Raw genomic sequence first — 24,874 nt, forward strand, 5'->3', positions numbered from 1 at the left:
CAATAGAGTGAAGAATAGATGACTGGAAGGTTGATGAATGATGGGTGACGAAATTCGCAGAAATATGGCCTTATTCCCGATAGGTATTGTAATGAAACTTACGGATCTGTCCGCGCGTCAGATTCGTTATTATGAGCAGCACAGTTTGATTGTTCCTGCGAGAACGTCAGGTAATCAGCGTTTGTTCTCTTTCAATGACGTAGAACGATTGCTGGAAATCAAGGCTCTGATTGAAAAAGGAGTTAACATCGCAGGCATTAAACAAGTGATGAATCCTGTATCTAAAGAGTCAGAAGAAGCGACTGTTATTACAGCTGATACGGAAGTGAAACGTAGAGAACTATCGGACTCCCAATTACACCGTCTGCTTAAACAACAACTGGTGTCAGGTAAGAGACCTGGACAAGTATCTCTCATCCAGGGAGAGCTTTCCCGTTTCTTTAATAAAAAATAAGTTCGTATAACCTCGTAAGTCAGGGGAAATCCTGCTTTTGGGTAGGAGGACTCCTTGACCCATGCAATATTCTAATGTACAAATATAACAGGCAAGCCAAATACGCAGAGAAGAAAGGGAGAGGGTATCGTGAGTTTTACTAAAGAAGACATACTACGTATCTCAAAAGAAGAAAATGTACGATTCATTCGTTTGCAATTTACCGATTTGCTTGGAGCAATCAAAAACGTTGAGATCCCTGTGAGCCAGCTTACTAAGGCTCTGGACAATAAAATGATGTTTGATGGATCTTCCATTGAAGGTTATGTGCGTATTGAAGAGTCCGACATGTACCTCTATCCGGATCTCGATTCTTGGCTGATTTTCCCTTGGGTAGCCGAGAACCGTGTTGCTCGACTGATTTGCGACGTATATCTTCCGGATGGTAATCCGTTTCCAGGAGATCCGCGTGGCATCTTGAAACGAAACCTGAAAGAAGCCGAAGAAATGGGATTCACTTCCTTCAACGTCGGTCCTGAACCAGAGTTCTTCTTGTTCAAAACAGACGAAAAAGGAAACCCGACTAACGAACTGAATGACCAAGGTGGATATTTCGACCTAGCGCCTACGGATCTTGGTGAAAACTGTCGTCGTGACATTGTTATCACACTTGAAGAAATGGGCTTTGAGATCGAAGCTTCCCACCATGAGGTAGCTCCAGGTCAGCATGAGATCGACTTTAAATATGCTGATGCTCTAAAAGCAGCAGACCAGATCCAAACGTTCAAACTCGTTGTTAAAACGATTGCACGTCAGCATGGTCTACATGCTACCTTTATGCCGAAACCACTGTTTGGTATGAACGGTTCCGGTATGCACTGTAACCAATCCTTGTTCCAAGGCAAAGTGAACGCATTCGTAGACGAGTCGGACGAGCTGGGTCTGAGCAAAACTGCACGTCACTTCATGGCTGGAACTTTGAAGCATGCGCGTGCGTTTGCAGCAATTACGAACCCAACTGTGAACTCATACAAACGTCTTGTACCAGGTTACGAAGCACCTTGTTATGTAGCTTGGTCTGCTAGTAACCGTAGTCCAATGATCCGTATTCCAGCTTCCCGTGGTCTGAGCACACGTGTTGAAGTACGTAACCCGGATCCGGCTGCGAACCCTTACCTTGCCTTGGCTGTTTTGCTGAAAGCAGGTTTGGATGGAATCAAACGTGAGCTGTCCTTGCCAGCTCCGATTGACCGTAACATCTACATCATGTCAGAAGAAGAGCGCGTGGAAGAAGGCATTCCAAGCTTGCCGGCTGACCTGAAAGAAGCATTGAACGAATTGATCCGCAGCGAAGTCATCTGTGATGCTCTTGGCGACCACGCCCTGGCTCACTTCTATGAGCTGAAAGAAATTGAGTGGGATATGTATCGTACACAAGTCCACCAATGGGAACGCGATCAATATATCACGTTGTACTAATAGCTGAATCCCTTGGCGCTCTAGCGCTGAGGGGTTTTTCTTTATATGGGCAAGGAGATATAAAAAAAGCTAGGTAGAATATTATTCTACCTAGCTTTATGTCTATAGGAGCTCAGTCCTTAATTTCTGATAAATAGTACTCATATAACTCATCAATAGAAGAACTAGAAAGTAAGTGAGTGACTGCTTCAATTGATTCTCTCTTCCAATCAAACCAGCGCATTTTTTTTAACTTCATGATTTCTTTTTCTGAGAAACGCTTCTTTACCTCTTTTGCAGGATTTCCACCAACTATCGTGTAAGGGGCGACATCTTTTGTTACAACTGAGCCTGCTGCAACAATCGCACCTTCACCAATGGTGACACCAGGCATAATCATTGCATTCATGCCGATCCATGCATCGCTTTCTATAATGGTATCTCCCTTGGGTGAGAAGGAATGGCTAATTTGATCAGCGAACGGATAAACTGTGATCCACTCCGCATGATGATTGTTATTTCCTCCCATAAGAATAACGACACCGGCTGCGATACATACATAATTACCAATAATCAATCGATCTATTTGCCATCCAAATTCCTCAATGGGGTTGAATAAGCTCCTCGATTTTTCATCTCCCCATAAATATCTCACGCATCCATCTTCAAAAGAAGAATTGTTATCGTAATAACCAGAGTAATAGGAGTAATCGCCAACTTCGATTAATGGATTGGTTACAATATCTTTTAAATACTTAATTTCAGACCAGTGATTAAATTGGTTTATATTCATTTTAGTTTCCTCGCTTCTAAGTTTTATTTCTGAGTAACTTAGAAGCGTGATGCGGTAGCCACATTCTTTAGTTTTTTTAGACGACGAATCATCTGAATCATCCTTCCTTAAGATATGAGGGCGATTATAACAATGACCTCTTTTTTTGTCAATCCTATTCTGATAAAGAGATGTCAGTAAGTATCCTCCCTCAAAGTGTATATAATGAAGAAAAAATTCAGGAAGAGAAAATATAGACAGAACACGTGCCCACCATTTGGAAGGATGGATACATCATGTTGGACTAAAACGGGGACTGGAATAAGAATGTAAAGAGGAAGCTGGCATTCGTAGCATAAGTTTTGGCATATTAGTGTTAAGGCTTTTTATGTAGTCAATAAGAACCAGAATGGTTAATTAAATTATGATCATATCGTTGAAGCGAGAGTATGTTTTAATTGTTTGCTCTATTTTTACAGTATCTATATGTTGATAGTTTCATATAATTGCGTTATAATTCATTTATGTTTTTAGAAATTAAATTTTGAACAATTAATTGGAGATGTTAATATGGAACAAGAGAAGCAACTGGTTGCCGCACAGCGGACATTTTTTTATACAGGTCAGACTAAGTCTATTGAGTACCGTATTCGTGCTCTTCAGCAATTAAGACAGGGAATTGAGAAATATCAGCAACGTATTCTTGACGCACTTCGTGCGGATCTAAATAAATCTGAAACAGAGGCTTATGGCTCTGAGATTCGGATCGTGTTGGGTGAACTAGATTTTGCATTGGAACATTTGGAGGAATGGGCTACACCAAAACCTGTGCCTACAAATTCTGCTATACCTGATGGAACAAGCTTAATTTATCCTGAACCTTATGGAGTTGCTCTTATTATTGCACCATGGAACTATCCGTTCCAACTGGCTTTCGGCCCTCTAATTGGAGCCATTGCTGCGGGTAACTGTGCCATTATTAAGCCGTCTGAATTAACCCCAGCCGTGTCACGTCTGACTTATGATTTGATTCATGAGATATTTCCTAGTGAGTACCTGGCAGTTATGGAAGGGGAAGTCGAGACGAGTACGGCATTGTTGAAAGAAAAGTTTGATTATATTTTCTTTACAGGCAGTACAGGTGTTGGCCGCATTGTTATGAAGGCAGCTGCTGAGCATTTGACTCCAGTTACGTTAGAACTAGGTGGTAAGAGTCCGGTCATTGTCCACCAGGATGCAGATTTGAAGCTGGCAGCTCAGCGCATTGTGCGCGGTAAATTCCTGAATGCTGGGCAAACCTGTGTCGCTCCAGACTATTTGCTTGTGCACGAGGAAGTACATGACAAATTATTGGAATTGATCGGTGCAGAAATTCAAGACAAATTTGGAGACGATGTGATGAGAAATGCTGATTTCCCGCACATTGTCAACGCACGTAACTTTGATCGTTTATCGGTGTTACTCCAAGATGGCAAAGCAATGATCGGTGGACGTTCTGAACGTGATCAGCTGCTCATTGAACCAACAGTTCTCGGGGAATTGGATTGGAAATCCCCAGTGATGCAAGAAGAGATCTTTGGTCCAATTCTTCCTGTATTTAAGTATACCGACCTCGATCCCATGCTAGATGAGATTGTTCGTCGTCCAAAACCACTGGCATTATATCTCTTCACTCAGGATGAGGATCTGCAGAATCAGGTTCTGAATCAAGTATCTTTTGGTGGTGGTTGCATTAATGATACATTGTCTCATATGACATCACATTATCTTCCGTTTGGCGGCGTAGGAGAAAGTGGAATGGGTTCCTACCATGGTCAACAGAGTTTTGATGTGTTTTCTCATCATAAAAGCATTCTTAAACGCAGCGAATAATCTACTAACGTAGAACAATATAAGTTGTATAAGAAAAAAGAGGTTGTCCCGTTGAACGGGACAACCTCTTTATGTATCTTATTGTGAGAGCTCTGTACAACTTCAATACATATTAATGAATATCACGGAAAAGGCCAATGACTTTGCCCAGGATGCTAACGTGTTTCAAACGCAACGGTTCAAAAGTCGAATTTTCCGGTTGAAGACGAATATGATCTTTCTCTTTGTAGAACGTTTTAACCGTTGCTTCATCGTCTTCAGTCATGGCTACTACGATATCGCCGTTATCTGCAGTTTGCTGCTGACGTACGATAACATAGTCTCCGTTAACAATGCCTGCTTCAACCATACTGTCTCCCACGACCGAAAGCATAAATACTTTCTGTTCGCCTACATAATGCGTAGGAAGAGGGAAGTAATCTTCGATATTTTCTGTTGCTGTGATCGGAACCCCTGCAGTAACTTTACCCACGACAGGAATGCGAGCAACGCTGTGAGCAAACTGATGTGAATGCTCTGACTCTTCCTGGCTGAGAAGTTCAATGGCTCTTGGTTTGGTTGGGTCACGTCTAATCAGACCTTTCTTCTCCAAACGATCCAGATGTCCATGTACTGTAGAGCTGGAAGCCAACCCAACGGCTTCACCAATTTCGCGTACGGAAGGAGGATACCCCTTCAACCGGACTTCATTGCGTATAAACTCCAGAATAGCCTGTTGCCTGCTGGATATCTTCGACATACCGTATCAACCCCATTTTAGTAACGTTTGGGAAAATTATAACATAGAACCTCCGTTCGTACAAACATAAGTTCTAAATAAAATGCCATAAAATCAATGTTTTTTTGCAAATTAAGATGAAAATTTTCTTTTAGTCTAATCAAATACTGCAAATGACAATTCCAATACAATAGAAGAAAGATAATAGAATGTAGGATCAACAAAAAAGCGAACAATTGTTCTAAAAAGTTATTGTACAAAACATGTGTTCGTGTTATATTGATTTCAACAGATGGGAACAAATGTTTGGAGGTCGATATTTAATGAGATATTCTACTTATCAAAGTATTTACGAACCGGTGCATTCAGAAGTGGTTGAAACTAACATAAGGAATTTTAAAAAGGTTTTTGCAAAAGGTAATGTCCCAACTTGGGTCTTGAAATTAATAATCGTAAGCTTAATTATACTGGTTGGATGTAGTACAGTATTGACTGTGTTCGCTGGCAATGAGAACGATCTGTTGCCTGGGGGGAAGATGGCAGTTTCACAAGGAGATACGCTATGGAGTATATCATTGGATCACAAACCTGAAACAATGGATACACGTGTATATATAGAAGCAATCAAGAAAGTGAATCAACTTCATTCAACTTCAATACAGGTGGGGCAAGTCTTAATACTGCCTCAATTCACAGATTAAAGCTGCATATCCACACGCGCTAATGCGTGTCAGCTTGACAAGCTGCCCTTAACATGTCAAAGTTAATATGACTTTGTATTTTTGGAGGGGACAAGCTTGGATATAGATAGTCTGGTAGCACGTATTAATGAATTGGCCCGTAAGCAAAAATCCACTGGATTGACAGAGGAAGAGCTCGCTGAACGTGCCAAACTTAGAGAAATCTATTTGAATAACATTCGAAGCAATTTCAGACAACAACTGGATACGATTGAAATTGTAGATGATGAGAACGATCAAGGCCACCAAGGCAAACTCAAACATTAAGGAAACCTAATGATATCATTATGATATTTAGGTTTTTTCCTGTTATCTAGAGGTTGCAAATTATAGGGGAAATGTTGGTTTGCAGTTATGTAAGCCGATACAAAGAACATCTAAGGGGGATTCTCATGTCGCGTTCGTTCGAGAGAACGGTTCGAAAAAATTCTAAGCAGTTGAATCAGCAACGTAAAAAAAGCGGTAAACCGGTTTCTGGCACACCAGGTGAGGACGTATTTAAAGGACGCAGTCTTCTGTTTCCTATTTTTCTGATCGGACTAGCATTCCTGTACCTCTTTATGAGTACATTTCTTGTCAAAGCTCCGATGACCACTTGGGACTGGGTGACCTTGTTGCTGTATGTATTTTTGGCAGTCATCTTCATGCTCCGTCGTCCTTATGTCAAAATAGGAAGTAACCGGATTTTGACGACAAAAGGGAACCGTGAGCGTTCAATTGGAGTCGACGATATCGTGAAATTCAGAATTGAGCCAGGTACGGTTGTGATTGAGCATAATGCACGAGGTAAGAGATGGGTATTTACCAAACTACTGAATCGTTATGATACTGATGCAATTACTGAACGTCTTCTGAAATTCGCCAAAGCACATCAGATCACCGTGGAAACATACGAGAAAAAGTAATTTTGCATAAAGGGGAAGATGACCGAAATGGCGTTAAAAGCGATTTTGTTCGACCTAGATGATACTTTACTGTGGGATGAGCGCAGTGTTCGAGAGGCCTTTCATGAGACTTGCTTGATCGCAGCTCAAGAGACGGGCGTTAAACCCGAAGACCTTGAAGAAGCTGTTCGTAATGAGGCACGTAATCTGTATGAGTCTTATGAAACTTTTTCGTTTACCAAAATGATTGGGATTAACCCGTTTGAAGGTCTTTGGGCTAACTTCACGGGTGGGGATCAGCCGGAGTTTCGCCAGTTGGAGCAGCTTGCACCCGCATATCGTAAAGAGTCATGGCGTCGTGGCTTGTTAAAGTTGGGTGTTGATCGTGAAGATCTGGCGGAACAACTCGCCATACAATTTGGGGCGGAGCGGAGATCAAGACCCCATGTCTATGAAGAAACGATGGAAACGTTGAGTCATCTACAAGGGAAGTTCAAGCTTTTGCTTTTAACCAACGGATGTCCTGCTTTACAACAAGAGAAGCTTGATGGCGTTCCTGAATTGGCTCCTTTTTTTGACGAAATTATTATCTCGGGTTCGTTCGGTAAAGGCAAACCTGATCCTTCGATCTTCGAGCACGCATTGAGTAAGCTGGGAGTGCAACCTGAGGAGAGTATGATGGTTGGAGATAAGCTTACGACTGATATTCGTGGAGCATTGTCTGCAGGTATTCAATCTGTTTGGATTAACCGTGAGAATAAAGTGAATAGCGAATCGTATGTGCCTGACCATCAAATCAAGCATTTATCCGAATTGGAACGAATCATTGCTGAATTCTCAATGAGTGCATCATAAATCGTATTTTTAGTGTACTACTCAAACATTGTTAGGTTTTATGAGATGTATTTTATCCATAAAACCTAACAATGTTTTTTTTGTGTTGGGACAGCTTGAACTATACCGTAATAACAAAAGATGAAATTTTTTATTAAAAGTTATTGAAATTATAGAACTGCTGATTTAGAATATAACTAACATACTAGTATGACTAGTATGCGAATGAATGTAGCGAATATCTGTTGACTTACTTGAATGAAGTGGAAGCGGGAGTTATTCGCTATAATTTTCACATTGTTTGTAAGCGCTTTACATAATCGAAGTAACCATTTAGTTCTGGAAATACAACATGAAGTGGTTAGTAAGAAAATGAGGGTAAGCATCTTAACCAATATGTGTCTCTAGTGATCTCCATAATTGATATCGCTTACATTATTTGTTTTGTTTTATTCTACTGGTGGGGGTGAAGTTCATCTGATTACTTGTCTTCTACAAAAAGAAGAGATGATAAGAATTGATCGAAAGCGCTTTTATTTTATCAAGCTTAGGATCGGAGTGAAATAACATATGGAGTCGGAAACCGCTAAAACCACGCTAACGATGACATCTTTACGTAAAGAAAGCAGGTTAAGAACTGTTACAGCTCTGCTTCGCAAAGATTGGCAGCTGTACTCACTGTTAATTCTTCCAATTATCTATCTTATTATTTTCAAATATGGGCCCATGCTCGGTAATGTAATCGCATTTAGACGATTTGTACCGGGAGGCAGTATTTTTGGAGAGACATGGGTTGGATTCAGGTATTTTCAGATGTTCATTCAAGACCCAACCTTTTGGAAAGTATTTGGGAACACACTTATGCTTGGTGGACTTGCGTTACTTTTCACCTTCCCAGTTCCGATTATTTTTGCATTGCTGCTGAATGAGGTGAAAAGCAAACGTTTCAAAAAGTTTGTGCAGACCGCATCTTATCTTCCGCACTTCTTGTCCATCGTCATCGTTGCCGGAATGATTCTGCAATTAACGGCAGTTAATGGCTCCATTAACGGAATGGTTTCATTCTTTACTGGAGATAGCATTCCTTTCATGCAGCGTGCGGAATGGTTCAGAACAATCTATATCACCTCTGAGGTTTGGCAAGGTATGGGGTGGGGAGCCATTCTATATTTAGCTGCATTGACAACAATTGATGATTCTTTGTATGAGGCTGCACGGATCGATGGTGCGAACCGTTGGAAGCAAACCCTCCATATAACCATACCGGGCATTTTGCCAACGATCGTTACATTGCTGATTTTGAATATGGGTAATTTCCTCGCGGTTGGATTTGAGAAAATCTTGCTCCTTTACAATCCGCTGATCTACGAGACATCTGACGTGATTTCTACTTATCTGTACCGGGTAGGTTTGCAGTCGAGCAATTTCAGCTATGCTACCGCCATTGGTTTGTTCGAATCCATTATTGGACTGATCCTGGTATTCTCGGTTAATGCCATTTCACGCAGACTGACACAACGAAGCTTGTGGTAAAGGAGGAGCAATATGCTGGAATCAAAATCATACAAAGTATTTAAAGTTTTCAATGCTATCTTTTTGCTGCTTGTGGTATTCATCACGCTCTATCCGTTTCTGAATGTCGTGGCCCAATCTTTCAGTAGCGAGGCTTATATCAATTCAGGCAAGGTAAGCATTATCCCAAGAGGATTTAATGTAGAAACCTACAAGACCATCTCTCGCGACAGCATGTTCTGGACCAACTATAAAAACACAATTATATATACCGTTGTAGGTACTTTGATTTCCATGTTCATGACGACCATCTTCGCTTATGCCCTATCCAAGAAAAGATTGATGGGACGAAAATTTTTGACGATGTTCGCCGTGTTCACGATGTTTTTCAGTGGCGGCTTGATTCCTAACTATGTCCTGATTAACTCTCTGGGCTTCAATAACACGATGTGGGCACTGGTTGTGCCTGGTGCAATCAGCATTTATAACATGTTAATTATGAAATCATTTTTCGAAAACATGCCTGAGGAGCTTGAGGAAGCGGCAGCCATTGACGGTTTGAATACGTATGGCATTTTGTTACGGATCATTCTACCGTTGAGTAAAGCTGTCATGGCAACTATGGTTCTGTTTTACGCTGTGGGACACTGGAACTCCTGGTTTCCTGCCTTCCTGTATCTCGACAAAAAGGAACTATTTCCCGTTACGATCTACTTGCGCAACATGATTGCAGGTGCAACGGGAGGTGCTTCGGCTGGTGCTTCAGCGGATAATCTGACTCAAATTTCTGCAAATATCAAATCGGTCACGATGGTACTCACCATTTTGCCTATTTTAACGATTTATCCATTTGTTCAAAGATACTTTGTAACCGGTATCATGTTGGGATCTGTTAAACAGTAATCCTAACCCGATATAGTTCAACATCTTGATTGTAAGGCCAATCTAAACCACATGCAGGGGGAGAAATGAATGAAACATAGACCACGTAAGCTTGTAGGCAAGATGGTATTGGCAACAATGATGAGTGTCGTTCTGGCAGCATGTAGCAGCGGTGCTGGTGGAGAGAAAGTTGAACCAGAATCCAAGGGGGCCATGGAATCCTATGGTGTAGGAGAGACCTTCAAAGCCGCTGAACCATTTAATCTATCTATTCTGTACAGCGACCAGCCAGCATACCCGTACAAAAAGGATTGGCTCCTGTTCCAAAAAATCACGGAAAAAACCGGAGTCACGCTGGAGCCTACCATCGTTCCGATGAGTGACTATCCCCAGAAAAGATCCCTTCTGATCAGCTCTGGAGATGCCCCTCTGGTTATTCCGAAAACCTATCCGGGTGAAGAATCTGCTTTTGTATCCTCTGGTGCGATTTTGCCAGTGAGTGATTATGTTGATTTGATGCCCAATTTCAAAGATAAGGTTGAGAAATGGGGACTTCAGGATGAACTTGAGGGTCTTCGACAAGAAGATGGGAAATATTATGTACTCCCAGGTTTACATGAAGAGGTTTGGCCGGACTACACCCTTATTGTGAGAACTGATATTTTTGAGAAAAATAACATTGCCATTCCAAAGACATGGGACGAATTGTATGATGCCGCCAAAAAGCTAAAAGAAATCTATCCAGATTCCGTTCCGTTCTCAGATCGTTTCCAATTTAACAGTACATTGAATATTGCTGCTACCAGTTTTGGAACGAAAGCTGGGTGGGGATTTGGCAATGGTTTAACGTATAAAGAAGATCAGGATGAATTTGTATACACTTCGACTACGCCGGAATACAAGGAAATGTTAACTTACTTTAACAAGCTTGTATCGGAGGGGCTGCTGGATAAGGAAAGCTTCACCCAGGACGATGACCAGGCTATTCAAAAGTTTGTTTCTGGAAAATCCTTCATTATTAATGGTAACTCGCAAACGGTAGTGCTTCATCGAAATGACATGAACAAAACGTTGGGAGAAGGAAATTTCTCTATCGCCAAAATTACAGTTCCTGGTGGTCCAAAAGGTCAATTGATGTCTGGCTCCAGACTTGAAAACGGTGTCATGATTTCCGGGAAAATTAAAGACAACGAGAATTTCAAAGCAACCATGCAATTTATTGACTGGTTATACTATAGTGATGAAGGTCAAGAATTTGCCAAATGGGGTGTAGAAGGCGAAACCTTCACCAAACAGGATGGCGTTCGTAAGTTGGCCGAAGATGTGAACTATAACGGATTGAATCCAAAAGGCACAAAGGACTTGCGCATCGACTATGGATTCTCCGGTGGTGTGTTTGCCTATGGAGGAACCACAGATTTGTTGCACTCCATGTTTAGTGAGGAAGAACTGAAATTCCAGCAAGACATGAAAGATATCAAAGAAGTGGTTCCTGCGGAGCCGCCAATTCCTTACTCGGATATCGATCGTGAACAGGTGACACTGCTTAGCACACCGCTTAAGGATTTTTCGGATCAAAATACGCTTAAATTCATTTTGGGAGAACGCAAACTTTCTGAGTTTGATGCATTTGTAAAAGAGCTGGAGAGCCAAGGCTTGCCTCAGTATATGCAGCTTTCCAATGACACGTATAAGAAGTACAAAGAAAACAAGCAACAATAGTTGTAAACTGAAATTTGCCCATTGCCGTTTCACTGAGGGAATTTTAGTGGAGCGGCAAATTGTGCTAAGATGGATGAATATGGCTGAGAGGAAGAGGTTAAGGAATGTCACTTAATCAAAAGATTAGAGGTTCGACCCGGGCTTATTCATACAATCTGATAAAGGAACGAATTCTGCACCTTGAACTTGAGCCTGGTACCAAGATTTCCGAGAAGGAAATTGCGGATGAATTGCAAGTAAGCAGAACGCCAGTACGTGAAGCTTTCATGAAGCTTGCCGAGGAAGAATTACTGGATATCATTCCACAGAGTGGAACTATTGTCTCCCATATTAATCTGGAGCATGTTGAAGAAGGCCGGTTTATGAGAGAAAAGATGGAGAAGGAAATTGTCACTCTGGCTTGTGCTTCTTTTCCGGAAGAATTCAGATTCAGACTTGAAACCAATATTGCCATGCAGGAAGTATGTATAGGGAAAAATAATTTCTATCGGCTTTTTGAACTGGATGAAGAGTTTCATCAGATATTGTTTCAAGGCACAGGAAAAATGAGAAGTTGGAAAATGCTACAGCAGCTCAATATTCCCTTTAATCGCCTTCGTTTATTACGCTTGTCTGAAGATTCCGATGCAGAGGTTATTATTTCACAACATAAAGAAATATACCGACTTATCACGGAACGTGAAACCGAGCGAGCTGTTGAGGTTATGGAAGCTCATCTCAGACTAGTTGTTGTTGAACAAGAGAAGATGAAGGCAAAATATCCACATTATTTTATATAGAACATCTAATGTTGTATACTATCTGAATATGCAGAAACCCCTGTTCGAATTGAACAGGGGTTTGTTGAGCAAATAATAGAATTTGCTTATTAGGCTTGTTTGATAAACGTTGGATCTGGGTAAGGATCTGCGATCCAGCCATCTTTTTCAATAAACAGACGCACGGCAATGATTTGTTTGTTCTCCATCAAAGTGAAGAAGTGTGGGGTGTTCTCAGGTACCGAGATAACGTCTCCAGGAGACAATTCTACATTAAAGTAACCTACATCATCTGTAGCTTTGATGACAAAGATTCCTTTGCCGGCTACAATAGCACGGATCTCATCTTCAGCATGAGTATGAATCTCTTCGAATTTTGCAAGCTTCTCTTCAATATCTGGTGTTTGTTCAGACAGCGTGATTACATCCCAGATTTGGTACCCGCGACGTGCAGCCAAGTCTCTGATTTCATAGTCAAATGTGTTTAGTACTTCTTCTTTTTGTTCATCGGTGAGTCCAAAGTTGTTTTGCAGATCCGTGTTTAATTTGGACGCGTCCCATTTTTCAAATAGTACTTCATATTTGTTTAAGAAATTTCGAACATTTTCGTCTCCAGTGATACGTTCGTTCGTATTTCGGATTACAATTTCAGCCATGTTCTTTCCCTCTTTTCCACTTGGTTTAATTGCTATTATATCGGATTTCGCTATTTTTGTCGATTCACAAATTCATTCTACCTTCATAAAAACCGCCAGGGGACTGATCAAACCCGATCTTTCACATTAAGTTAGTTTCTGTTAAACTAAGATTTAACGTTTTGCGGAGGTGACGATATTGGATAAGCTTAGCCTACATGATGCATTAAAACAACGAATATTGATCCTCGACGGTGCAATGGGGACCATGATTCAACAAGTAGATCTCACAGGCGCAGATTTTGGCGGAGAAGACCTGGATGGTTGTAATGAAATGCTTGTACTTACACGTCCAGAGCTAATCCAGCGTATTCATGAGGAATATCTGGAAGCCGGTGCTGACTTAATTGAAACAAATACGTTTGGTGCAACTTCTGTTGTACTTGCTGAATATGACATTCAGGACCGTGCACGTGAAATTAATCTCGAAGCTGCCAGAATTGCAAAAGCAGCCGTGGATCGATTTTCGACACCGGAGTCTCCACGTTATGTGGTAGGTGCCATGGGACCTACAACCAAAACGCTGTCAGTAACAGGCGGAGTAACTTTTCAAGAGCTCATCGACAGTTATTTTGAGCAAGCGCTTGCTTTAATTGAGGGAGGCGTTGATGCGCTGCTGCTCGAAACCTCACAAGATACGCTTAATGTAAAAGCAGGTAGCATTGGAATTCAACAGGCATTCGAACAAAGTGGTATCAAGCTTCCTTTGATGATCTCAGGAACGATCGAACCGATGGGTACAACCCTCGCTGGTCAGAACATTGAGTCTTTTTATATATCCCTAGAACACCTTAACCCAATTTCAGTGGGACTAAACTGTGCTACAGGTCCGGAATTCATGCGTGACCATATTCGCTCGCTTTCCGGGATGGCTTCAGTTGCAGTAAGTTGTTATCCAAATGCAGGGCTTCCGGATGAAAACGGTAATTACCATGAATCGCCTGAATCGCTTGCTCAGAAGATCGGTGCTTTTGCCGAACAGGGCTGGTTGAACATCGCGGGTGGCTGTTGTGGAACAACACCTGCACATATTCGGGCAATGCGGGATGCACTCGCCAAGTACCCTCCAAGAGAAATGAACGGAACACATCCACCAGCATTGTCGGGAATTGATCCAGTCTACGTTGAACAGGACAATCGCCCTTACATGGTTGGGGAACGTACAAACGTACTTGGATCACGGAAGTTCAAGCGTCTTATTGTTGAAGGGAAATATGAAGAAGCTTCGGAAATTGCTCGGGCTCAGGTGAAAAATGGGGCACATGTTGTCGACGTTTGTGTTCAAGACCCGGACCGTGAAGAAGCCGAAGACATGGAGAAGTTCCTTGAACTTGTTGTCAAAAAAGTAAAGGTGCCACTTATGATCGATACGACAGATGCAGCCGTCATCGACCTTGCACTGCAATACTCTCAGGGTAAAGCGATAATTAACTCCATTAACCTTGAGGACGGCGAGGAAAAGTTCGAGCTGGTCACTCCGTTGTTGCATAAATACGGCGGTGCTGTCGTTGTCGGAACGATTGATGAACGCGGTCAAGCCATTAGTCGTGAGGACAAGCTGGAGGTAGCCAAGCGGTCTTACGATTTGCTGGTGAACAAATATGGATTAAAAGCCGAAGACCTGATTTTTGATACCCTGGTGTTTCCAGTAGGGACGGGCGATGAACAGTATATCGGTTCGGCCAAAGAAACAATCGAAGGTATTCGTGTCATTAAAGAAGCGATGCCTGAATGTCATACGATACTGGGAATCAGTAACATTTCATTTGGATTGCCTGAAGCAGGGCGTGAAGTGCTAAACTCTGTATTTTTATATGAGTGTACCAAAGCAGGTCTCGATTATGCCATCGTTAACACAGAGAAGCTAGAGCGTTATGCATCCATTCCGGCAGAAGAGCGCAGACTCTCGGAAGAGCTGTTATATAATACGAATGACGAAACACTAGCTGCCTTCGTAGCGGCGTTCCGTAACAAAAAGGTTGAGAAAAAAGAAAAGATTTCGAACCTGTCGTTGGAAGAACGTCTCGCATCGTATGTTGTTGAAGGAAGCAAAGAAGGTTTGCTGCCCGATCTGGAGCAGGCACTCGCCAAATATAAAGCCCTTGAAGTAATCAATGGCCCGTTGATGCGGGGCATGGAAGAAGTAGGGCGACTGTTTAACAATAATGAGCTGATCGTAGCAGAAGTGCTTCAGAGCGCGGAAGTTATGAAGGCTTCGGTAGCATATTTGGAACAGTTCATGGAGAAGAATGAGACGTCAGTTAAAGGAAAGATTATTCTAGCAACGGTTAAGGGCGACGTACACGACATCGGCAAAAACCTGGTGGAGATCATCCTTTCCAATAACGGTTACCGGATCATTAATTTGGGTATAAAAGTACCACCAGAGCGAATTATTGAGGCATACAGAGAAGAGAAAGTCGATGCGATCGGTCTATCCGGTCTGTTGGTAAAATCGGCGCAACAGATGATTCTTACAGCTCAGGACTTACGCACAGCAGGAATTGATGTACCTATTATGGTTGGTGGAGCGGCATTGACACGCAAATTCACCAAGAATCGTATACGCCCGGAATATAACGGCATGGTTGTATATGCAAAAGATGCGATGGACGGACTGGATTTGGCCAACAAGCTGATGAACCCAAGCACTCGAGAAGTGATGCAGTTGGAGATGGACGCTGAAAAAGAGGCTGACGCAGCTGGCGCAGAAACTGTTAAATCCCTTCCCGAGCTAACTCGGGTAGAGCGTTCGGATATCGCAATAGACAACCCGGTTCTCGTTCCACCGGATCTGGAGCGACATGTTATGCGGAACTATCCGCTATCACACATATTACCGTATGTGAACATGCAGATGTTGCTAGGTCACCATCTTGGTTTGCGTGGCTCAGTAGAGCAGCTACTTGCTTCGGGTGATCGGAAAGCCACTGACCTGAAAGCGGTAGTGGATGATATTATGCAGGAAGCTGTTCGTGACGGGATTATTCAGGCGCATGCGATGTATCGTTTCTTCCCGGCTCAGTCCAGTGGTAACAGCGTCATCATCTATGACCCGGAGAATACAAGTAATATCTTGCATACATTTACGTTCCCTCGTCAAAAAGTTGAACCATACCTGTGTCTGTCCGATTTCTTGAAGCCAGTGGAATCTGGACAAATGGATTACGTTGGTTTCATGGTCGTAACGGCTGGGCACGGTGTACGGGAGTTATCGACAGCTTGGAAGGAGCAAGGTGATTATCTTCGCTCACATGCTCTGCAATCCGTAGCGCTTGAAGTAGCAGAGGGATTAGCTGAGCGGGTTCATCATATGATGAGAGATATCTGGGGATTTCCGGATTCAGCACAGATGACCATGAAGCAACGTCATGGAGCACGCTATCAGGGAATCAGGGTATCATTTGGATATCCGGCCTGTCCCGATTTGGAAGACCAAGGGCCACTGTTTAAGTTGTTACAGCCTGAGGATATTGGTGTGGAACTGACTGAAGGTTTCATGATGGAACCTGAAGCATCCGTATCGGCGATGGTATTCAGCCATCCGCAAGCGAAGTATTTTAACGTGGAGAAGGCTTAAAAGTAAAAGGTCAGGCAAAGCCCTCCGCATTGTCGGAGGCTTTTTGCTGGCAGCAGAAAGAGGTGCGATCCAGATGGAACTATATTTCCTGGGAACTAACGCTGGTGTACCTACGCTTCAGCGGAATGTAACTTCCATAGGGCTGCGCATGTTGGATGAGCGCAGAGCATTGTGGTTGTTTGACTGCGGGGAAGGAACCCAGCATCAGATTTTAAGTTCTCCGCTTAAATTGAGCAAATTGGAGAAAATATTTATCACCCATTTACATGGAGATCATGTATTTGGACTTCCAGGTCTGCTCTCCAGCAGAGCATATCAGGGTGGCACTACACCGTTAACGGTGTATGGTCCGCCAGGAACTGAACGAATGATCATGACAACCATGGAGCTGAGCCAGTCACGTCTAAACTATGATCTAAGCATTGTAGAACATACAGGCGGAGTGCTTTTCGAAGATGAGAGCTTCATTGTGGAATCTGCGTTGCTGGAACATCGTATCGACAGTTACGGGTATCGGATTACCGAAAAGGATCGTCCAGGCAGCTTGGACCCTGCAAAACTGGCTGAGTATGGCTTGAAGCCGGGGCCGCTATTTGGTCGCTTGAAGCGGGGAGAAACGATTACCCTCGACAACGGGGACTTCCTTCGCCCAGAAGATGTGTTGGGTGCACCCAAGCGAGGGATGGTCATTACCATCTTGGGAGATACGCGCCCATGTGATAATGTACAGCCACTTGCACTAAATGCGGATGTTCTTGTACACGAAGCCACGTTTCTGCATGATTTGGCTGATACGGCTCATGAGTACTATCATAGTACTTCGCAGCAAGCGGCTGAGGCGGCGAGAGCGGCAGATGCAGGACAGCTGATCATGACCCATTTTAGCTCTCGCTACAAAGATGAGGATCAGTTGCAGCCACTTCTGGAAGAAGCGCAGTTGATATTCCCAAATACGAAACTTGCGATTGAACATGAGCTGATTCCAGTTGTTCACCGTAAGAGCGAATCCTAATGGTGGATGTGCGAAACAGTACAGCCAAACAAGACGGGAGAACAAGCCGTTAATTGCACGGGACTGAGGGGAAGTTACTCCCGAGGTCCCTTTTGCAATCTGGCCGGAAAGCGTGTAGGATGGGCAATATGAGCAGGGAAATGATTCAATTATTTTCCGGGAAAGCGCAGGAAATGACAAGCTTGTACAGAAGACGCGCGGGGCTATACGTCCGTGCTCGATTCGGTTCGACGTGTTGCGTGCAGATGCGAGCAAGCCATTTTTATGTACTGTATACATAGGTTAGCATTGAAGTTCGATGCAAATGGTTAAGGACATGAAATGTTAATGGAATAAAGAAAGGAAGTGCTGTATATGATTAAGGCCTATCTGATCGACCTGGATGGTACGCTCTATCATGGCAGACATCGTATCGAAGGAGCCGATAAGCTTATTCAGACATTGAATGAACAAGGCATGCCTTATTTGTTTGTGACTAATAATTCTTCTCGTACACCGCAAGGTGTGGCAGATCATCTGAACGGGATGGGTATCCCCGCCGATGCATCTCAGGTATGTACTTCTGCGGTGGCGGCTGCGGAATACGTGGCCCAAGAGTCTCCGGGTGCGAAAGTGGCTTGTATCGGAGAAGAAGGGCTGTTGCAAGCGATAGAAGCTGCAGGGCTTACACTAACAGATGATGAACCTGATTACGTTATACAAGGAATTGATCGTGAATTTTCCTATCATAAATTGACCAAAGCGCTTCGCTGGATCAATGGCGGTTCTAAATCTGTCATGACCAATCCTGATTTGCAGCTACCTTCTGATGATGGGCTTACGCCGGGAGCGGGGACGATTGGGGCAGCGATAGAAGCAGCAACCGGAGTTCATCCTACCGTCATTGGCAAACCGTCAAGTATTATTATGAAGTCGGCTATTAGCCGATTGAACTTAAAGTCTGATGAAGTTGCTGTAATCGGAGACAATATGCGTACAGATATTGCGGCAGGAGCAGCTGCGGGTTGCGAGACCCTGCTGGTTCTTACTGGAATAACGACACGGGACAATATGGATAGCCACATCCAGGCGACCAAGGTTCGTCCTGATCATGTGTTTGAAGATTTGCATAAACTGATTGAGTGGCTGTCGCAGACGACAAGCCAAGCATCCAAGAAGGGGTAGATGTACGATGCCGGAATTGCCGGAAATGGAAAACTACCGGACCTTGCTGTCCGAAAAAATACTCGATTTGCCGATTACAGGTGTGGTGGTTAACCGTGAAAAGTCGATTAATACGGATCCTGATGTGTTCACCCGTGAACTGACAGGCAATCGTATCATATTTGTAGAGCGCCGGGCCAAACATTTGATTTTTCATCTGGCTAATGGCAAGCGGCTTGTGCTGCACCTTATGCTGGGCGGAATGATTTTCTGGGGTACAGAAGCTGAACGCCCTGATCGTTCCACTCAAGTGGAAATTCAGTTTGGAGAATATACTTTATTCTTTATTGGGCTCCGTTTAGGATATCTGCATCTGCTTACTTCCAAAGAGACGGAAGAGGCCATGTCTGACCTTGGACCTGAACCTCTTGATCGGCGCATGAATGCAGAACGTTTTGCTGCCCTTTTGAAAGGACGCCGGGGTACACTCAAAACTACACTGGTCAATCAACACATTATTGCAGGCATCGGAAATTGTTATTCGGATGAGATTGCATTTGCAGCAGGCCTGAGACCAAGCTCCAAGACGCAAAATATTGCTGCTTCGTCTGAACTCACAGCACGTTTGTACCATTCTGTGCAATCCGTGTTGCGGGAAGCTGCCTCGGAAGGCGGTTATATGGAAATGCCGTTGATGCAGGGAGATACCAAGACGGGAAGTTTTGACGAGCAGTGCCGAGTGTATGATCGTGAAGGGGAAACTTGCCCTCGTTGTGGGGGAACGATAGCGCGCGTGGAAATTACGGGCAAGAAGGCTTTCTTCTGTCCGGATTGCCAGCATGAGGCTTAAAAGTGGAATCGGGGCACATGTCAGCACCAGAGGTGGATTTCTTCAGGCAGCCAAGCGAGCATATGAGATGGGGGCTACGGCATTTCAATATTTTCCGAAGAACCCGCGGAGCCTTGGCTTGAAAGAACTGGACCTCAAAGATGCTGAACAGTGTCGGGATTGGTGTGAGAAGCAGGGGATATCTTCCATTGCTCACTCACCCTATCCTACGAATCCGGCTTTGGGCAAAACCCGAGGAGAGGCAGGTTTTCATGCAACCATCGCATCGATACAAAATGATCTGCATATTGCAGATGCCTGCGGTTCAGTAGGGACTGTAGTCCATTTTGGACATCTCAAGAGTAATGAACCACTTGAAGGGTATCAGAATCTCATATCCTGTCTGGATGCCGCTTTAGCAGATTGGGATGGACAGGCTAAGGTTCTGCTTGAAAATCAGGCTGGGGATCATGGTCCCATGGGTACGACGATGGAAGAGTTGATACAGATTCGTAAGCTAAGCCGGTATCCTGAACATATTGCTTTTTGTTTTGACACGTGTCATGCTTTTGCTTCAGGCATGTGGACGTCAGGCAATGAGGCATCCATGCTGGAGAAAGGCAGACTGCTGGGATACTGGGATGCTCTTGCGGCTGTTCACTTTAATGATTCGAAATATCCTTCCGGTTCATGCAAGGACAGACATGCACGGATTGGACAGGGTTATATAGGGAAAAAAGCCATGCAGGAACTGTTATGTGCGCCTGAATTTCAGCAAGCGGTAGTTGTCCTGGAAACAGAATCAGGCGAAGATGGAACACAACGTGGTGACATTGAACTCATGCGTTCCTGGCTTTAAATGGGAGAGGAGCGATTGTAATGCATGTTTTTTTGGATGATTACCGGGCATGTCCGAAAGGGTTTGTTCTGGCTACCAATGCAGAAGAATGCCTGATGCTGCTTAGAGAAGGTGACGTGGACATTCTATCCCTGGATTTTGAACTGGGTCCAGATTCACCGAATGGCGGAGAAGTTGCTGCTTCGATCGTCCGGGAAGGTTTGTTTCCACGCCAGATCTATTTGCACACGTCCAGCATGTATGGCAAACGTCAGATGTACGAATTGTTGTACAGCAATAAACCAGACTCTGTTACCGTCCATAATGGTCCGATGTCGGGTGAGGTTATGCTGCGTGTTGCTGCGGGAGAAGAAAGCTGATGAAGCCAATTACAACGAAAATGTTAATGCGTGGTGTATGGGAAGGCATGCCTCAGGCTGTATTTATCTTTACCCCGCTATGCGGAACCTGCGCAGCAGCACGTCGAATGCTTGAGATCGCCGAACATTTGCTGCCCGAAGGGATTTTGACCGAGATGAATATTCACGATATCCCGGATCTAGTGCAGCAGTTTCAGATTTCGAGCGTGCCTGCGGTTATGCTGTTTGATGGAGAACATGATGTGCCCAGAATGGTCTATCGGATGAACTCTGTCGAGCATCTGTTAGGGGAAATCCGAAAGGCGGTGCTAAAATGAGTGTAATCTCGATGGAGCATGTCTCTCTTAGACGCGAAGACAATCAGATTCTGGCTGACGTCGATCTGCATGTTAAAGAAGGCGAGCATTGGGTGATTCTTGGGCGTAATGGTTCAGGTAAAACAACGTTGCTGGAAATGATGAATGGATATATGTTTCCAAGTCAGGGGCGCATTGAAGTATTGGGCAATCTGTATGGTCAATGTGACGTGCGGGAGGTTCGGAAAGAAATTGGTTATATCAGTCAGACATTGATTGAGAAACTGACACCTCGAGATCCGGTGTGGGAAGTTGTCGCAACAGGAGCTTATGCTTTTTTGCGTTTCTATCAAACGATCCCGGATGATGTGAAGGCCAAAGCATTGAACCTGCTTGATGAAATGGGCTTTGCAAAACTGGCTAATCATCCGCTCGGCACCCTTTCTCAAGGGGAACGCAAAAAAGTAATGCTGGCTCGTTCATTGATGGCAGATCCCAAATTGCTGATTATGGACGAGCCTTGTGCCGGACTCGATCTGTATGAACGCGAGAAAATGTTGGCCGAAATTGATCGACTCCGTAAGCGAAATATCACTGTCGTTTATGTGACTCATCACGTCGAAGAGATCGTACCTTTGTTCACACACGTGGCCTTGATCCGCGATGGTCGTATTGCTGCGGCAGGGCCCAAACATGAAGTTTTAACACAAGATACAATTAAGCATACGTACGATGTTCCGGTTGATATCCAGTGGGATGATGGACGTCCCTGGATTCGCGTACGTTCTGGAGGGTAACACATTTTGAGTACACAGTCATCTTGGGGTGAAGGAGACTTCTCCCGTTTTATTTGCACAGCCAATCATGGTTTTGCGCCCTATGCTCAGGAGGAATTGCGCCGTACGTTCGGGGCAGTAAAGAGCACGGTACTCGTACCAGGTGAGATTCTGCTTGCCGGTCTTCCGATTGCGGAAGAAGAGGTAGCGATCAAGCTTTTGGAAGAAAGCCCGACGTTTTTACGTCATATTCAACCTGTTCAATTTCAGGAAAATACGGAAGATTCAGCGCAAGCAATGGAAAAATTGATTTCATTTGTGTTGAACCATACGGAGTTAACAGGCACTAAAGTTACATTACAAGTTCGTAAAACCGAAGGTGCCTTCTGGCAGGAGAACGCTGCTTCTTTGAAACAGCTATTGACTGAGAAGCTGGATGATCTTGGGTGTGAGTGGGTTGTTCGTGATGCGGATCATGTTATATCTGTCTTCGTAACAGATGACATGTTTTATGCCGGTGTATCCAGACCTGATCAAAATCTATCGGACTGGAGTGGCGGAGCAGTTCGTTTTCAGAAGGAAGAGGGGCAAATCTCCCGCGCCAAATTCAAATTGCTTGAAGCGGAGCAGACATTTGGCATCGACTTTACTTCTTTTCACAAAGCATTGGACATCGGTGCTGCACCAGGTGGATGGACCTCTTTCCTGCTTGAGCGCGGGCTTGAAGTTACAGCTGTTGATCCGGCCAAGATGGATGCGACCCTGCTGGAATCGCCCAAACTGACCTTTTTGAAAAAAAATGCCGGTGATGTACGTTTCCGCGAAGGGGAATTCGATCTGCTCGTATGTGATATGAGCTGGAGCCCCAAGCTGATGAGCCGTCTTATATCGGATCTGTTATACAGTCTTCAATCAGGGGGAACAGCGGTTGTAACGGTGAAGTTATTGCATAAGAAGCCGCTCGCTTTGATTAAAGAAGTCATCGATACATTTGAGCGCTCCCGGATGCAGATTCAGCGTTCCAAACAGTTGTTTCACAACCGTGAAGAAATCACGCTATATATGATTAAGTATTAAGTTATTAAAGGCATTAAACTTTATGCTTTACAATACCTTATTGCCTATACTATAATGATACCAATATTAACCATAACAAGTTGAGGGAAAGCATCCCGAAGTGAAGAGTCCGGATATCCGGTCTGTTCCGCTTCGGTGAAGCTTTCCCTTTTTTGTTATGCACACAAGGAGGAGTCTATATGAGACATCCGGCTAGGCTCGAGCGTGGAAGCCTGCTGGGGGGAAGGTACCGTATTGTGTCCATTCTCGGTTCGGGTGGAATGAGTCATGTATATGAAGCAGAGGATTTGAAGTTGCCAGGCAAAACCTGGGCGATCAAAGAAAGCGTGACGGCGATGCCATACGAAGGCAGTATGGAGTCAGAAGCTGCTCTTCTTACATCTCTGAGGCATCCCAGATTACCGCAAATCGTAGATTTTTTTGTACCGGATGAGCTGGGGTATACCTATCTTGTTATGGAGTACATTGAGGGATTGACACTTAGTGACTATTTCAAGCAATGTCGGGGGAAGATTCCGCTTGAACATATGACGGAGTTTGTGCTTCAGCTGCTGGATGTATTAGGTTATTTGCACAATCTGGACCCACCTGTCATCTATCGGGATTTGAAACCATCCAACATTATGATTACACCGGAACATGAAGTGAGACTGATTGATTTTGGAATAGCGCGGAGCTATAAAGCACAAAGAGTCGATGATACGGTTAAATTGGGAACGGCCGGCTTCGCTGCACCAGAACAATATGGTTCAGGACAGACTGATGCGCGTTCTGACCTGTACGGGCTTGGAGCATTGCTACTCTATCTCATGACTTGTGGAGTGTATACGGAATGGATTCAGGGAGTTGAGAGCTCCATTCGCAGTGATGTTCCACGTACCTATATTCCCGTTGCGAGAAGGTTGTTGCGACTGAACCCGAATGAGCGCTTTCAATCGGCTGATGAAGTTCGTAAGGAGCTGCTGCGCAGACCGGGAATAGCGGCTGGTGGTTCAGAAACGACGGTGACGATAAGCGGAGGGACTAGAGTGATCGCTTTGACGGGGGCATCATCCGGAGTTGGGGTTACGCATACGGCCATAGCCATCAGTCACTATCTGGAGCGGCAGAACTTCAAAGTGGCTATAATCGAGATGTCGCCACGTTCCCAATCGTTTGCACGGATTCAACAAGTCGCGCATGCAGGTAAACCCGTGCCAGCAGGCAGACAGTTTGCAGTGGATGGTGTACATTACTGGAAACAATCGGGACGTGCAGACATCCTGTCTTTATTGGGAGGCAGCTATCAGTTCATTGTGATGGATCTGGGCAGTGGTCAGGATCAGAACCGGCTTGAAGAATTTCTCAGAGCTGACTTGCCCATTGTTATAGGTTCCGGTGCCGAATGGAGACAAGCTGAGATTGGATCTTTTGTCCGTTCACACAACCGGTACCCGAGAGACAAATGGATCTACTGCCTGCCACTCGCAGCAGCTGACGCAGTTCAGCGCATGCGCAAAACGTTGGACACTTCCAGTGTCTACGGTCTGCCTTTACATATCGATCCCTTTGATCGGGAACCGCAGATGGATAAGGTTTTTGCTCATATTCTGACTCATATGATGGGGCAGCTACCCAAGAAACGTTCTTTCTTTGCAAGAAAAAGAGTAAATGATTAGAAGAG

General features: G+C 44.1%; 24 protein-coding genes. 21 read left to right on the top strand and 3 right to left on the bottom strand.

Annotation, left to right across the window (positions count from 1 at the left end):
* Window positions 1-40: 40 nt before the first annotated feature.
* The gene (locus tag CRO25_RS03120) at window positions 41-454 is read left to right on the top strand and encodes a MerR family transcriptional regulator (RefSeq protein WP_063563200.1); all 414 of its coding nucleotides are present in this window, start codon (window positions 41-43) and stop codon (window positions 452-454) included.
* A gap of 129 nt (window positions 455-583) precedes the next feature.
* Window positions 584-1,912 (top strand): type I glutamate--ammonia ligase, encoded by a 1,329-nt coding sequence (gene glnA, locus CRO25_RS03125; RefSeq protein ID WP_063562869.1) that lies wholly within the window; start codon window positions 584-586, stop codon window positions 1,910-1,912.
* A 112-nt stretch (window positions 1,913-2,024) separates the two neighbouring features.
* Here glnA and CRO25_RS03130 read toward each other — a convergent pair whose 3' ends face one another.
* Window positions 2,025-2,684: a CatB-related O-acetyltransferase gene (locus tag CRO25_RS03130; protein ID WP_079693939.1), complete on the bottom strand. Its 660-nt coding sequence runs from the start codon at window positions 2,682-2,684 to the stop codon at window positions 2,025-2,027.
* A gap of 549 nt (window positions 2,685-3,233) precedes the next feature.
* Here CRO25_RS03130 and CRO25_RS03135 point away from each other — a divergent pair.
* The gene (locus tag CRO25_RS03135) at window positions 3,234-4,535 is read left to right on the top strand and encodes an aldehyde dehydrogenase (RefSeq protein WP_079693938.1); all 1,302 of its coding nucleotides are present in this window, start codon (window positions 3,234-3,236) and stop codon (window positions 4,533-4,535) included.
* A 112-nt stretch (window positions 4,536-4,647) separates the two neighbouring features.
* Here CRO25_RS03135 and lexA read toward each other — a convergent pair whose 3' ends face one another.
* Window positions 4,648-5,274 (bottom strand): transcriptional repressor LexA, encoded by a 627-nt coding sequence (lexA, locus tag CRO25_RS03140; RefSeq protein WP_024630400.1) that lies wholly within the window; start codon window positions 5,272-5,274, stop codon window positions 4,648-4,650.
* Window positions 5,275-5,576: 302 nt separating this feature from the next.
* On the opposite strand from lexA, the gene CRO25_RS03145 reads away from it, so the two are divergent.
* The 8 genes from CRO25_RS03145 (at window position 5,577) to CRO25_RS03180 (ending at window position 12,606) form a co-directional block, all read left to right on the top strand.
* Complete coding sequence (locus CRO25_RS03145; protein WP_063562863.1) at window positions 5,577-5,954, top strand: LysM peptidoglycan-binding domain-containing protein; 378 nt, start codon at window positions 5,577-5,579, stop codon at window positions 5,952-5,954.
* A gap of 96 nt (window positions 5,955-6,050) precedes the next feature.
* On the top strand, window positions 6,051-6,260 hold the full coding sequence (locus CRO25_RS03150; RefSeq protein WP_024630398.1) for a DUF896 domain-containing protein: 210 nt from the start codon (window positions 6,051-6,053) through the stop codon (window positions 6,258-6,260).
* Between the two features lie 125 nt (window positions 6,261-6,385).
* Window positions 6,386-6,898: a hypothetical protein gene (locus CRO25_RS03155; RefSeq protein WP_072733301.1), complete on the top strand. Its 513-nt coding sequence runs from the start codon at window positions 6,386-6,388 to the stop codon at window positions 6,896-6,898.
* 27 nt (window positions 6,899-6,925) lie between these two features.
* Window positions 6,926-7,732, top strand: coding sequence for an HAD family hydrolase (locus CRO25_RS03160; RefSeq protein ID WP_079693936.1), 807 nt, complete (start codon window positions 6,926-6,928; stop codon window positions 7,730-7,732).
* 582 nt (window positions 7,733-8,314) lie between these two features.
* Window positions 8,315-9,244, top strand: a complete 930-nt coding sequence (locus tag CRO25_RS03165; protein WP_371121626.1) for an ABC transporter permease — start codon at window positions 8,315-8,317, stop codon at window positions 9,242-9,244.
* A 12-nt stretch (window positions 9,245-9,256) separates the two neighbouring features.
* Window positions 9,257-10,126 carry a carbohydrate ABC transporter permease gene (locus tag CRO25_RS03170; RefSeq protein ID WP_024630394.1) on the top strand — a complete coding sequence of 290 codons (870 nt, stop codon included), beginning with the start codon at window positions 9,257-9,259 and terminating at the stop codon, window positions 10,124-10,126.
* A gap of 69 nt (window positions 10,127-10,195) precedes the next feature.
* Window positions 10,196-11,827, top strand: coding sequence for an extracellular solute-binding protein (locus CRO25_RS03175; RefSeq protein ID WP_072733298.1), 1,632 nt, complete (start codon window positions 10,196-10,198; stop codon window positions 11,825-11,827).
* Window positions 11,828-11,931: 104 nt separating this feature from the next.
* Window positions 11,932-12,606 (top strand): GntR family transcriptional regulator, encoded by a 675-nt coding sequence (locus CRO25_RS03180; RefSeq protein WP_063562858.1) that lies wholly within the window; start codon window positions 11,932-11,934, stop codon window positions 12,604-12,606.
* An 89-nt stretch (window positions 12,607-12,695) separates the two neighbouring features.
* On the opposite strand, the gene CRO25_RS03185 is transcribed toward CRO25_RS03180, so the two are convergent.
* A complete protein-coding gene (locus tag CRO25_RS03185; RefSeq protein WP_079693935.1) occupies window positions 12,696-13,241 on the bottom strand; it encodes a cupin domain-containing protein in 546 nt (181 codons plus the stop codon).
* Window positions 13,242-13,419: 178 nt separating this feature from the next.
* Between CRO25_RS03185 and metH the strand changes: the two genes are divergently transcribed.
* The 10 genes from metH (at window position 13,420) to CRO25_RS03235 (ending at window position 24,869) form a co-directional block, all read left to right on the top strand.
* The gene (metH, locus tag CRO25_RS03190; protein WP_079693934.1) at window positions 13,420-16,860 is read left to right on the top strand and encodes a methionine synthase; all 3,441 of its coding nucleotides are present in this window, start codon (window positions 13,420-13,422) and stop codon (window positions 16,858-16,860) included.
* A gap of 73 nt (window positions 16,861-16,933) precedes the next feature.
* The gene (gene rnz, locus CRO25_RS03195; RefSeq protein ID WP_079694278.1) at window positions 16,934-17,872 is read left to right on the top strand and encodes a ribonuclease Z; all 939 of its coding nucleotides are present in this window, start codon (window positions 16,934-16,936) and stop codon (window positions 17,870-17,872) included.
* 354 nt (window positions 17,873-18,226) lie between these two features.
* The gene (locus tag CRO25_RS03200) at window positions 18,227-19,036 is read left to right on the top strand and encodes a TIGR01457 family HAD-type hydrolase (RefSeq protein WP_063562855.1); all 810 of its coding nucleotides are present in this window, start codon (window positions 18,227-18,229) and stop codon (window positions 19,034-19,036) included.
* Window positions 19,037-19,043: 7 nt separating this feature from the next.
* Window positions 19,044-19,865: an Fpg/Nei family DNA glycosylase gene (locus CRO25_RS03205; protein ID WP_063562854.1), complete on the top strand. Its 822-nt coding sequence runs from the start codon at window positions 19,044-19,046 to the stop codon at window positions 19,863-19,865.
* On the top strand, window positions 19,855-20,703 hold the full coding sequence (locus CRO25_RS03210; RefSeq protein ID WP_079693933.1) for a deoxyribonuclease IV: 849 nt from the start codon (window positions 19,855-19,857) through the stop codon (window positions 20,701-20,703). The genes CRO25_RS03205 and CRO25_RS03210 overlap by 11 nt, the downstream gene beginning before the upstream one ends.
* Before the next feature lie 20 nt (window positions 20,704-20,723).
* Window positions 20,724-21,062, top strand: a complete 339-nt coding sequence (locus tag CRO25_RS03215) for a cyclic-phosphate processing receiver domain-containing protein (protein WP_063562852.1) — start codon at window positions 20,724-20,726, stop codon at window positions 21,060-21,062.
* Window positions 21,062-21,379: a thioredoxin family protein gene (locus CRO25_RS03220; protein ID WP_079693932.1), complete on the top strand. Its 318-nt coding sequence runs from the start codon at window positions 21,062-21,064 to the stop codon at window positions 21,377-21,379. The genes CRO25_RS03215 and CRO25_RS03220 overlap by 1 nt, the downstream gene beginning before the upstream one ends.
* On the top strand, window positions 21,376-22,155 hold the full coding sequence (locus CRO25_RS03225) for an ABC transporter ATP-binding protein (RefSeq protein WP_079693931.1): 780 nt from the start codon (window positions 21,376-21,378) through the stop codon (window positions 22,153-22,155). Before CRO25_RS03220 ends, CRO25_RS03225 begins: the two co-directional genes overlap by 4 nt.
* Before the next feature lie 6 nt (window positions 22,156-22,161).
* Entirely contained in the window at window positions 22,162-23,211 is a 1,050-nt protein-coding gene (locus tag CRO25_RS03230) for an SAM-dependent methyltransferase (protein WP_079693930.1), read from the top strand.
* A gap of 179 nt (window positions 23,212-23,390) precedes the next feature.
* On the top strand, window positions 23,391-24,869 hold the full coding sequence (locus tag CRO25_RS03235; protein ID WP_079693929.1) for a serine/threonine protein kinase: 1,479 nt from the start codon (window positions 23,391-23,393) through the stop codon (window positions 24,867-24,869).
* The last annotated feature ends 5 nt before the right edge of the window (window positions 24,870-24,874 follow it).

This window comes from Paenibacillus sp. RU5M, assembly GCF_900221055.1.
GTDB classification, from domain to species: domain Bacteria; phylum Bacillota; class Bacilli; order Paenibacillales; family Paenibacillaceae; genus Paenibacillus; species Paenibacillus marchantiae.

What these genes read in the sequence shown, in the direction of transcription:
- rnz (WP_079694278.1), top strand. Translation starts at nt 16,934, where the DNA reads ATGGAACTATATTTCCTGGGAACTAACGCTGGTGTACCTACGCTTCAG.
- CRO25_RS03135 (WP_079693938.1), top strand. Translation starts at nt 3,234, where the DNA reads ATGGAACAAGAGAAGCAACTGGTTGCCGCACAGCGGACATTTTTTTAT.
- CRO25_RS03165 (WP_371121626.1), top strand. Translation starts at nt 8,315, where the DNA reads ATGACATCTTTACGTAAAGAAAGCAGGTTAAGAACTGTTACAGCTCTG.
- CRO25_RS03175 (WP_072733298.1), top strand. Translation starts at nt 10,196, where the DNA reads ATGAAACATAGACCACGTAAGCTTGTAGGCAAGATGGTATTGGCAACA.
- CRO25_RS03130 (WP_079693939.1), bottom strand. Translation starts at nt 2,684, where the DNA reads ATGAATATAAACCAATTTAATCACTGGTCTGAAATTAAGTATTTAAAA.
- CRO25_RS03220 (WP_079693932.1), top strand. Translation starts at nt 21,062, where the DNA reads ATGAAGCCAATTACAACGAAAATGTTAATGCGTGGTGTATGGGAAGGC.
- CRO25_RS03235 (WP_079693929.1), top strand. Translation starts at nt 23,391, where the DNA reads ATGAGACATCCGGCTAGGCTCGAGCGTGGAAGCCTGCTGGGGGGAAGG.
- CRO25_RS03180 (WP_063562858.1), top strand. Translation starts at nt 11,932, where the DNA reads ATGTCACTTAATCAAAAGATTAGAGGTTCGACCCGGGCTTATTCATAC.
- CRO25_RS03210 (WP_079693933.1), top strand. Translation starts at nt 19,855, where the DNA reads ATGAGGCTTAAAAGTGGAATCGGGGCACATGTCAGCACCAGAGGTGGA.
- CRO25_RS03215 (WP_063562852.1), top strand. Translation starts at nt 20,724, where the DNA reads ATGCATGTTTTTTTGGATGATTACCGGGCATGTCCGAAAGGGTTTGTT.
- CRO25_RS03155 (WP_072733301.1), top strand. Translation starts at nt 6,386, where the DNA reads ATGTCGCGTTCGTTCGAGAGAACGGTTCGAAAAAATTCTAAGCAGTTG.
- CRO25_RS03145 (WP_063562863.1), top strand. Translation starts at nt 5,577, where the DNA reads ATGAGATATTCTACTTATCAAAGTATTTACGAACCGGTGCATTCAGAA.
- CRO25_RS03200 (WP_063562855.1), top strand. Translation starts at nt 18,227, where the DNA reads ATGATTAAGGCCTATCTGATCGACCTGGATGGTACGCTCTATCATGGC.
- CRO25_RS03160 (WP_079693936.1), top strand. Translation starts at nt 6,926, where the DNA reads ATGGCGTTAAAAGCGATTTTGTTCGACCTAGATGATACTTTACTGTGG.
- CRO25_RS03225 (WP_079693931.1), top strand. Translation starts at nt 21,376, where the DNA reads ATGAGTGTAATCTCGATGGAGCATGTCTCTCTTAGACGCGAAGACAAT.
- CRO25_RS03205 (WP_063562854.1), top strand. Translation starts at nt 19,044, where the DNA reads ATGCCGGAATTGCCGGAAATGGAAAACTACCGGACCTTGCTGTCCGAA.
- CRO25_RS03170 (WP_024630394.1), top strand. Translation starts at nt 9,257, where the DNA reads ATGCTGGAATCAAAATCATACAAAGTATTTAAAGTTTTCAATGCTATC.
- CRO25_RS03185 (WP_079693935.1), bottom strand. Translation starts at nt 13,241, where the DNA reads ATGGCTGAAATTGTAATCCGAAATACGAACGAACGTATCACTGGAGAC.
- CRO25_RS03120 (WP_063563200.1), top strand. Translation starts at nt 41, where the DNA reads ATGGGTGACGAAATTCGCAGAAATATGGCCTTATTCCCGATAGGTATT.
- lexA (WP_024630400.1), bottom strand. Translation starts at nt 5,274, where the DNA reads ATGTCGAAGATATCCAGCAGGCAACAGGCTATTCTGGAGTTTATACGC.